Below are 9896 nucleotides of genomic sequence, written 5' to 3'. Positions count from 1 at the left end.
CTGAAGGCAGTAGGTCCTTAAACTCAGGTTCTTTCGATATCTCAGCTTGCGCTTTGATCAGGTTTCTTAAGAATGCGCGAGGGTCTTTGGGATTGTTTGTGCAAGCATGCAGAATGACTGAAGGCAGTAGGTCCTTAAACTCAAGCTCTTTCGATATCTCATCTTGCGTCTTGATCAGGTTTCTCAAGAATGCGCGAGGGTCTTTGGGATTGTGTGTGCAAGCATGCAGAATGATTGAAGGCTGTAGATCAGGAAAATCATGCTTCAATCTGTCGATCTCTTCTATTGTAAAGAAATGGGCAAGGAGCTTATCTTTGGCTCTATCAGTTAGGGATGCCTTTCTATAGGCGTCTATTATTGTTATAACCTTTTTGACCAGGCCGGCTGTATCAAAAGATACGCGCTCTGTTATCATATTTATTTCATCTGTGGTCAATATGTCTCTTTCCACAAGGCTTTGTAGCGACTCGGCATCATATCTTACAAGGGTATTTGATACAATATCCGAATATCTTTTTATATCTTTTTCCAATAGTTGTGCTCCGGCCTTTACAAAGGACCTATAGATAGACTCGCAAAGCTGATCTCGATATTTCTTATCTTTATCTGAAAGGATTCCGCGCTTTTTATGACGTATCTCAACCACACCGGCCCGGCGTGACTCCGAGACCTGCTCCTCCGTGTTATTTTGGGATGTGTCATTCTGAGATACTCCGCTTTTGGCTTGCGCTGAGGTCGGGCCACCGACGGGTGGCGATTCTTGGAAACGGCCGCTGTCTCTATTTTCACCAGCAATACGCCATAAACTTAGGGAAGTTTGATGAAACAATTCACTTCCAGATTTCTTCAGCAATCTTTCTAATGAACGCTTGATTCTAAACAGGCTCTTTCTAGATTCTTTGCTATTACTAAATCTGGAAAAAATTTTAAAAAAACTGGATTTAAAAGGACTGTTGAGAAGAGTATCGGCATATTCGATTTTATCCTGAACTCCTTTTTGAGCAATCTGTAAGTCTCTTTTTCCCATAAGACTTGCAAATCTTAGCTCACCTTCTAGCACCATCAGATTGTCGTCATTAAAATAGCGGAACATATCGGAAGTCAGTCCTGCTTTCAAACTTGCCTGCTCTAGTAATTCATGAACAAACAAAGGTTTACCAGCGGAAAAGCTTTCTCGTTCTAACCATTTTTCGATCCTTGCTTTATCATAATAAAATCCATGCCCATCAATTCTGAACTGAGAAAAAGAGATCTCTCTATCATCTTTCACTCTTCCCTGTTTGACATTCTTTCTCAATCTTTTAAATTCAATCCAGTCTTTCTCGGAAATGTAGGTTAGGAAACCTCTGAACGGCCGAGCACTCGTATCGCCAAGATTCTTAAATCCTAGCCGTTCAGCAAATTCAGAACGATCCATAGCACGTATTTCTTCCAACGTTCCAATTTGGTTAACGTTACGGAAAACTTCTAATAGCGCTTCTCTTGATTTTTTAATAGCCGGGGACAGAGGCGGTACATTCTGGGATGTCCTATCTTCATCACCAGGCTTTATCGGCCCGACGGCGCCGATACCATTGAGCGGCTGGTCCGGCCACGGCCCGGTCTGGCTAGAATCGATTTTTGCGCTTTTAGTAAGGATAATCCCGTATGCTTCCGGAACTTCGACATAACCATCTCCGTCATAATCTTTCGTTTCTTTCAATAATAAAACCTCGACTTCATAACCTTCTTCGGAAAAAAATCTTTTAACATCCCGCTTACTCGTGAACAGATTGGATAACAAGCGGTCCCCGGACATAATCTCGGCTTTGACAATATCGATGGTCTTCCTAATCTCGCCGATCAGCTTTGCCCTAGCCTGTTCATTCTCTTCTCCTCTCATATAATCGTCGATCTGGGATACGATTTGAGTGATGTGAGACTGGTAAATGTAAGTTGAATTTACAACCCTACCCAGCTCGAACCTTATGCTGTATATAGGTATCTCTCCTGTATTATTGGTCAAAAATTCTAATACTTGATTTAAATTTTTGTATGCATTCTTGATATCATTTAAATAGCTGCGGACATGTTCAATAGAATCCGACTCGGGATGATGAACAACTAAAAACGCACGTCCATCATCAGAAAGCATACGGTTAATCTGTTTTAATGATGCGGGCATGTCCGTGTAGTCCAGCGCAAAAGCTGAAACGGCGATATCCATAGAGTTTGGTTCTATCCCTGCGGGATTTTCCATTTGTCCGGAGTGATAAATTACACTTTGTAATGTTGATAACCGCTCTACATCTTCTTTCCTGGCAGGATCCAAAGCGTGGATTTCAGCGTCAAGACTTTCGCTTGTAAATTCCTCATGAATTTTTCTGGCAATGTAGAGATTCGCACCCGCCCCCAAGTCAATAATTCTGACTTTTCTTTTCTGTCTTTTTGCTTCCAGCTCGCTCTGTCCGATAATAAAATTGCGCACAACTAAAGGATACGCCGCAACGCCAAACCACCCATTTGAATCGACTAAATGTGACGAAACGCGGGACCATTGACCTTGCCAGAAATCCGGTACCTCATCCCCCGGCTTTATCGGCCCGACGGCGCCGAACCCGTTGAGCGGCTGGTCCGGCCACGGGCCTTCCTGGATTTCACTAATTTTATCCAGATCCTGAAACCAGCATCGGTTAGCCGAGCCCTGGTTTGCATGCCGGGCTAATAATGTCCTCAAGCCCGGGTCATTTATTTGGTCTTGTCCTATGGAATAGCATGCAAAGTCCAATTTCGTAAGAATATGCGTTAGCGCTTCCAATTTTGTATCATCACTTTTTCCTGTGTAGGTATAATAAACAAGCGCCCATTTAGGCTGTAACCTCCTATTGCGCGCTTCTCGCTTGGCCAGTTCCAAGCCCCTAAGTAATAGCTTTTCTCCCAGGCCATTGCCTTTTAAAATAACATTAAGGCCGGTGCAACTATACACACTGATGCCTTCTTTTTCAATTTGTAATGTTATGTAACCCAGCTCTTTTTCGCCTGAAGAAAAACTTAATTTTCCTATTATGGTACCTGTCCCGGATCCTTCTACGCTGGCTTCCCATTTCTCCTGCACAGGTGATTGCTTAAAATCCCCCTGATACGATACACCTTCGGGCTCGGGATGGAGTTTCGCATTCGGCGGCGGCAGCGCTCCTGGCAAAACCGGATCATCAGTCACGCGCATAGCAACTGCCTTTTTGGCAACCTTTTTTTCGATAGCTTTGTTTATTCGCTCACGCAATACCGCATCAAACCCTTCTGTTTCAATTTGCTCTTTAAGCGCGGCTAATATCTTAGCGTATTGGTTAGAAAAAACAGGTTGCGTTGGTCCCAGAACCTTTGAAAGCGCCAGCGGACCCGGCAAATTTATACACGTTGGATCATTTTTGAAACAACCAATAATATATTCAACTGTTCCAGCAAGATCAAGCCGATGGTACTTCTTACGCGGACTCGTTTCATTTTGAGGCGCTTTAACTGCATTATTTCCCTCTTCCCGCTTTACCGCGATCCGATTAATATCATTGGCGAGTCTTGATTCAAGCATCATTCTTCTTATCTTCCATAACGCCTTAGCCTCAATCCGACGGACCCATTCTCTCGTTACGCCTATAGCTTTCCCTATCTCTTCCAATGTATGAGAAACTCCCCTGTCCGGACCTACCCCTAAACCGTAACGCATTCGAATAACTTTTTCCTCAAGGGGAGCAAGCTTGCCTAAATAGTCTTCGAGATTCTCCAGCGATCCTTCTGTTAATATGGCTTCCTCCCTTGCCGGCACAAGGTTCCTGCGCATAGTTGCTCTTTTTTTCTGGCCGGTAGTGGAAATATTTAAAGATCTTATTCTTGGCAAGTCAGATTCAATCTCCTGCACTTTTTCTGTCGATATCCTCATCTCGCGCGCAATTTCATCCAATGTCGGATTACGCTCCAGTTCTTGCCATAATTTTTGCTTTGCATACCTATATCTCGTCATCTTCTCTTCTGCATATTCCGACGTAGGAATTAATTGTCTTAAGAGAGGGGATCTTTGGATTGCGTTACGTATCCAATTATCAGCGTAGCTGGAAAACCTATTGCCTCTTTCGGGCTCAAACGTGACCATTGCGCGCAAGATCCCTAAATCCCCTTCATCCCGGGCATCAGCGACTCTTTGCTCATCATAGAAGTGCATTCCATATTTCATGATAACTGTATCGATCAACCATCGGTATTTCTCAATAATAAAATAGCGAATTTCGTTCCTTTGATCCAGGGTAAGATTCTTAGCATGAAGGGCATGAAAAACGATTCTTTCCTGTTCCGGTGTAATATATTCCCCTGTTTCCTCCATGGTCCTTTTAATATCAGGCCATTGCACCTCGAAGTTCTCTATCCCGATCTCGGGAATACTGATATTATATTTTATCCCACCAGAACCATCGCCATCATTATTAAAATCTCCCTGATACGATGTACCTTCTGGCTCGGGATGGAGTTTCGCATTCGGCGGCGGCAGCGCTCCGGCGAAACTTTGCAGCGCGGGAACCTTAAGTTTTTCGTTTATAAGCCCGACATCAGCATAAGGAATGTTATGTCTGCGCAAGACCCCTGTTACGGTGCTATATCGCAGTTGCCCTCCGGATAATTTAATAATATTTCTTACAGTAGGTTTTTCACCTTCGGGTAGAAAATTTGCCATCTTTTTTAGTAATGTTATCCAATCATCGCGAGTTTTTTGCGGTTTTCGCAAAAGAGTCGGTATATCAGGCTGATTTCCTATGTCCGGACTTGGCGACTCCACCACCTCACCTTTTTCTCCTTTTTTAAGTCTTTTGTTTAAAACTATCTTCAAGTTTTCAAAATACTGTCTGGCCCTGCGCATTTTGACCATCGTTCCGCGTTTAACATTGGCAATCTCTATCTGCATTTTGGTCGGAAATATATTTTCTGCCTGGATAATCAGACTTAGTATCTTTGTAAGCTCATCCGAATATTTATCGCATAATTTAGAAGCTCCTTCAAGAAGGTCCAAACATATATCTCTATTATAGATAGGCAGCGGTATAATCAATTCGATAAGCTCTTCTATCTTTTCTTCCAGCTTTGTCGGGCTGGGGCCGGAGGCGAAACGGACCCAACGGTCCGGCGCATTTGCAAAACTCATATCTTCACGAGCCGGAATCCTGCCATCGGCTAAATCATCGAACCTTTGTTGCTGGCGCGCAAATCTTTGCTGTGCGGCTATCACCCCTGACTTTATAGCTGGCACAGCGCTTTCTGGATTTTGTCTTATTAATGCTGCCTTTACGACACTCATAAATCTTAACTCTAATATCAAACTAACTATTGCCATTGCCCATGCCCTAATTGCCTCATTGTATTTTCCTTGTTTATAGTAAACCTTTCCTAGATTATAGCAGGCTCCGGCATAGCCCGAATTAAGCTCAATGGTTTTTTGGAATTCTGCGATGGCCCCGGTATAGTTGCCTAATTTAGCATAGGCATCCCCCAGATTATTGTGAAACATTACCTCCCCTGGATTAATACTAATGGCATCTTTGTATGCTTTGACAGCCTTATCGTAGCTACCAAATGAATAATGAATATTCCCCAGGTTATTGCGGGCTTTGGCATGTTTTGGATTAAGATCAGCGGCTTTTTCGTATTCTACAGTTGCCTCATAGTAGTTACCTAATTTATAATAAACGATTCCCAGGTCATAGTGTATTTCTGCGTCCTTCGGATTAAGTTTAATGGCTTCTTTATATTTTTTAATAGCTTTGGCATATTTACCCAATTTATAATAAACACTTCCCAGATTCATTAATAAAGAAGGTATTAAGATATAACCATTGGTTATTTGAATAGAGAAATAGAACGAATGCAATAATTCGTTTTGCCTTATAGATATTCTTTGTTTAAGCCGTTCTTGAACATAAGCTTCATTCTCGGGAGAAATTCTAAACTCCGGTTTTAAGACTAAGTACGCGCCTTCTTCCTGGTAATGAGATAAATCCACCACGGTTACTATGCCAAGGGTAAAATCGGCAAATAAGGCATGATTTTTATCCAAAGGTATAAAAATAAATGCGTGGTCAGGCGCGATAGCGACTCTGGCATTAACTCCCGCTAAGCTTAGAATAATCAAAGCTAACTGAGATATTGAAACACAGGAGGAGAGGATCCTTTTTAGGCCTGCTTTTCGTCTTCCAAAAATCATTGAACGGTCTATTTCGGCAAAAATATCTCCCTTATTGATACCGTTTACCAATGCCTTAATGAGCGAATGCGGATTCCCGGGATCATAATAGCCTTCGCTCATAAATAGATTCATTAATTCGGTCAGCGCTGAAATGTGCCGAGTAATATCTTTTGCTGTTAATTTCTGCCGCAAATTGGCTTGAGCTATTTTATCCTGTAACTGAGTTAGCCCGCTGGCAATAGCAGGTATAGCTGCTTCAGGATAGCCTAATCGCCTGAGCAAAGAATAAACAGGGTGAAGATTATTTTCTGCCGCATTATTCGGCCGGTCAACTATTGCAGATGAAGAACTGGCGCCTGTCGTGTTCTCAGGAGATAATTCGTTTATCTTATTTCTGATAAGATATAACGCTGCCAGGATAGCCTCTTCGCACTTATCAAGTTCTTTCAGCGCGCGTAACTTTTGCGTTTCCTCACCATGCAACGGATATTCAAAATCTAAATTATTTAATCTTTGTATTTCTTTAGCAATCCCTGCCCGGGCCCATTTACAATATCCTATTTCTATACCAACACGCCTTCTTATATTGTTCAGGTCTTCCCGGTAAGCACTTCTACGATATAGTTTTTTCAAAGATGCAAGACGCCACTTAAGGTGTGATATGTAGGAGATATCCAATCTGTCCGCTTTGCGGATAGATTCTGCCAGATCTATTATCACCCGGCCTTTATTTCGTCTGGCATCCTGTTGCTTCGACTCAAGATCCGCTAAGCTTTCCTTGCTTGTGAGTCTATTTTCCTTGAGAAAGGCCGCGATCTGAGGCAGGGCTTCGACTGTAGTCTCACGAAAAACTAAGAAATCAATAAACCGACTATTGAGAATGTAGACCTTGTTAAAACAATCGATCGAATTCTGCAATTTTCTACAAACATCTATATCTAAATCAAAAAGCGCTTCAAACCATATCCTGATTTCCGCGAACAAAGCCTTCAACATCTTTGCTACCGGCGGCAGATACACAAAACCGTTCATCCTGGGATTCGAGACTGTCTTTGTTGCCTGTACCGGCTGTTCCAGGCTCACTTCAAGTACCTCTTTTAGCTCTTTTAAAATATCTATTGCCCCACGGATCAAGCCTTGATCTCCAATAAAAAGCTGGCGTTGAGAAGTAGACATCTTATTTTCGTTTACTATAAGTTTCGGCAATTCCTCCAAATCCTTTATGTGGTTTTCGATGAAATAGTGATATTTTCTTCTCATCATCTCATCAAGAGTCATAATGCCTGCAGGATTTACTGCAGCCTCTTTTTCGAGTTGTGCGATAAACTTATACGCGCGGGTCAGCCGATCTTCAATTGCTTCGGTAGCAGGGCCTTCTATATTTACAAGCCCCTTCCTGTCCTTGATCACGAGTATGGCAAGAATCTGGTTACCTACCACTTCAAATGCTTCTCTTGCAGCAAATGCATTTTCTTTTAACGACATACCCTTGACAATAACGCTCTTCTTCAGCCTTACCCCATGGTTCAAATCTATCTCTTTTATCAACTGCGTGAGGAGACCATCGTCCCTAGGCCACATCTCGCGCTGGAACAATCTTAACGCATAATGCTGCAGCATAGCCGGGTCTTGCCTGTATTTCTTATCGACACGATTTATATAAGCATCGAGATCGCCCCTTCTAAGGTATCCGGACACATCCAAATCAGCCGCTTCAGCTACTTCATGGAACAACGCTATATCGTCATTTTTAAGCGGATACGCTATGGCAATACAGTTACTTGTGCCTATACCGTTTATATGGTAACGATTGGGGCTTAAAAGAAAGGTTTGGCCGCGGAACTTATCCAGGAAATCTTCGAGAGGCCAGTCTATTCTCCTTAGTTTTGTCCTCCGGAAAAGCCTGAAGAGTCCCGGTGGCGCCCTCTGGGCATCAATACTAATAGAGATTTTCTGCCTTGTAGGATCTTCTATATTTATACCTGTAAACACAATCTGCCCATTGTCGACATCTTTTTCATTGTGCGGGATAAAGGAAATATCCGAAACAACCCGATACTTCCCGATTAGTCCTGCGCTTGTGGAATCAGGCGCTTCCAGCTCCGCGATAGCCTTTTCAATCAGTTCTTTTTCTTTTTTCCCTCTTGCTATTGCAGGGGGAAGTTTTATTCCTCCGGCCTGCGCCACAATGCTCTTCAATCCTTCAAAAGACCTGTTGATACGATTTATCGTTCTCACCATCTCCGGATTAGTATATACAGCGCCTACCTGACTCATTGTCGGAGAATTATGTTGTGCCTGAATAATCAAACTGAGTATCTGTGCATAGTTGGGTGATTTTATTTTAAATAACTTAATGGCCGCCGTAAGAAGATCCAGACATGCCTCACTCCTGATAGGCAAAGATATGATCGTATCGATTAAACGCCCTATCATGTTCTTTATATCCGGATCCGTGCCATTTTGGAGTGGTATAGGCAGGCTTATAGCTTTCCCTATCTCCTGGCGGAGAGCCGGGTCAAATCCTTCCTCTTCAATTTGCCTCGCAAGTTCAGCCAATATTTCTGGCATATGTTTAGAAAAAAGCGGCTGAGTAGGGCCAAGAGCTTTGGAAAGTTCTGTTTCGGCCGGTAACTTATTATGTTCTTTAAAATAAGGAATGATATAGCTGACCGTTGCCTTAAGATCGAAATTGTGGCGATTCCTGCGATTGGTAATAAGCCGCGGCAATGATAATTCACCCCGCTCATCGCGCCAGAAGCGCTTGAAGAAAGAAAGGGTTTTGTTAGGCACAGTTTTCAGAGATTTTATCCTGGAATCCCCTCCCTGTGCGGCTGCCTTTAACCGCTCTATGGTATCCGAATCGAAAATACCCTGGGATTCAAGGGCCCATAATAAGTGTTTTCGTAAGTTTTTTCTTACAAATATCCCTTTATGTTTGCGCAACTTGTCATCCAGAGGTTTGATAATAGCGTTAAAGTTTAATTTTTCGCCGTGCCTGTCTAAAACTACTTTTGTAAGGGCAACCGCATAAGAACTTACATACCCCGCCTTTGTTTCTCTGTTAAAATCCAGGATCATTTTATCGAGCGATCTCTGTGCCATTGCTTTACCGCCGATAAAATGAGTTCCGGCAAGAGCAATAATATTCATGGCTCTTTCATTTACGATGTCAAAAAACTCGGCTTTTGTAGGGATTTTCACAGAAGGTTCTGCGGGCTTTGGGGTTGGCAGCTCTTTAATTGGATTTACCGCGGCGCTAACTTTGCCTTTATCTGCAGCATTATCACTTCTGTCTTTTTTGGCTTGCCGCAACTCTTTGATCGAATTATCGGACCCTATAACCGCCTCATATAGACGGGTTGAGCGGTCGCTTGCGGCACCGCAGGGGATTATCGTGTCCTCATCCTCTCTGCGCGCCTTATCAAACTCGAAGTCCAGCATTACACCGGCAACTTTAGGCGTAAGGTGATATTTAAACTGCTCTGTATCGCCGACCGTCTTCAGTATATATTGCAATGTCATTTCGAGAACATTCTTATCGGTCCGCGCGTCCATGGGGCTGAAGAAAGACGGGATCTGCAGAGTAGTCGTCGAAGCCCGATGCTCAAAAACTTCCGGATTCGCCCACGCCACATCCTGCGCGGCAAACGCCGCTATCAGCATCACTGATATTATTTTTATTATAAAA

Annotated in this window: 1 protein-coding gene; it reads right to left on the bottom strand. The window is 43.0% G+C overall.

Annotation, left to right across the window (positions count from 1 at the left end; all coding sequences use genetic code 11):
* The coding region (locus Q8R38_03335; GenBank protein MDP3791060.1) for a sigma-70 family RNA polymerase sigma factor at positions 1-9871 on the bottom strand (9871 nt) is incomplete at its 3' end.
* Positions 9872-9896: the final 25 nt, after the last annotated feature.

The sequence above is a fragment of the Candidatus Omnitrophota bacterium genome (genome assembly GCA_030695905.1).
Lineage (GTDB): Bacteria > Omnitrophota > Gorgyraeia > 2-01-FULL-45-10 > 2-01-FULL-45-10 > CAZHPY01.
This window is presented reverse-complemented; position numbering and strand designations above follow the sequence as displayed.